Annotated in this window: 1 protein-coding gene; it reads left to right on the forward strand. The window is 41.5% G+C overall.

Annotated features, from left to right (window positions below):
- Positions 1-875 precede the first annotated feature (875 nt).
- On the forward strand, positions 876-1,576 hold a 701-nt coding region (locus tag HYG89_RS15865), incomplete at its 3' end, for a hypothetical protein (protein WP_178868371.1).

Raw genomic sequence — 1,576 nt, forward strand, 5'->3', positions numbered from 1 at the left:
ACAAGTACCCGATGTCCATGACCCTTTTAGAATCTGACATCTGACAGTTTTTCTCTGTCTTGATCGCCTTTCGGCTCACTTTTAATCGCCCACCTGTGCTGTGCCCATCCCAAAATCACTCATGAAAAAGGCAGTCATCTTAACGTCGAAATATTCCATTATTTCAACTCTGACTTCAATTAAAACAGGGTTGTGCTTTGTCACCAAAGCGCCCGTGTCTACGTCGCCCAACAACTTTAATCTTGTTCAATTTTTTGATTGGGTAGAAAAAGAGAATTTCACTCTTTAGCCCCCGTTGTAGCCGCACCAGCGAGGTTTCCCCAGCATGCAGCTTCACCGATCAGAACATGGTTAGTGCTCCTAGCAGTTTGAAATAGTGAAAAAACGTCTCGGCAGCGGTAACTTGCCGAACATTTGGAACGCCAAAAAATAGGCGCAAAAATGGACAAACTACGCTAGACGTAATTTTTGAACGTTAGAGGGATCTAACAAAGACAATATGCGAGTAGCCAAAAAAATATGTGCTATCGCTGATCATGAAAGGACTCCGTTGGCGTACGGATAACGACCTGATGGTTCACTTTAAAATTCCTACTTATGGTCTCTGCTGACTTAAAAGATGGTTTTTCTTTTATGCGCTACACGTTCAGAATCAGAAAAGCTTTAGAAGCAATCAGATGCGTTCACTATACCTGAAACTGCCATAAAATCAAATTCCGTCGGAACAACCATTTATAAACCTACATCTGCACCTAAAAAGGGACTGCTAAACGCAGTCCAAATCATTACAAAATAAGAACTCCGATAGAATTACTAAAAAAACATAAAAGTGTTAGAATTTTTCCGATAGAATTACCAAAAAACTGGACTTTATAATGATCTATTACTGTGTCAAAACGAGCGAGTATTTAGCCGATATTTTGGATAAAGTCAGCCGCGAAACGCAGTATTATTTTCAGCTTGATGTGCCGCTTGATCGTGCTGAAAGCATCATTGAGAAGTTTCAAAAAAGGTATGATTTGAATCAAACTGCCAGACAAAGAAATTACCGTTTAAAGCAGAAACCAGTGGTGGATCTGATTGTTTTACTCAATCAAAGTCTGCTCAAAATTGAGAAGGTTCGACTCTGTTTATTGTGTACGGTTCCCGAGGAACTTCGAGAAAAAAAGCAAGATTGTTCGGATTTGTTGAGAGTTGCCTACGGACTCGATAAGTCCGATTTAGAACAGTTTGAATCGATTCAAGATCGTCAGAACCGGCTAATCTATCGTACCGCCATTCAGGTTGGAGAGAATAAGCAGTCTGCTCCAGTCTATGAGCTGGTTAACCTACCGTTTACGGTTGAACAGCGCAAACAGAAAGAAATTGATAGAACCACGGGTTGGACGTGGCGCATTCACAAGAAGTTTCTGGAACTTAAGAGTGAGCAACTGGTCGCTACCTTTAAGAAAGCCCAACAGATCAAGAGTCCTGATAAACAGGACAGTATGGTCATGGCTGAGTTGTCTCGGGTGGCGAAATTGGCGGGGTTTAGGGGCGTTCGGGAGGATGTGTTTAAGTTCAATAAGCAAGTTTT

It is taken from the genome of Acinetobacter sp. SwsAc5 (assembly GCF_013391485.1).
Lineage (GTDB): Bacteria > Pseudomonadota > Gammaproteobacteria > Pseudomonadales > Moraxellaceae > Acinetobacter > Acinetobacter towneri.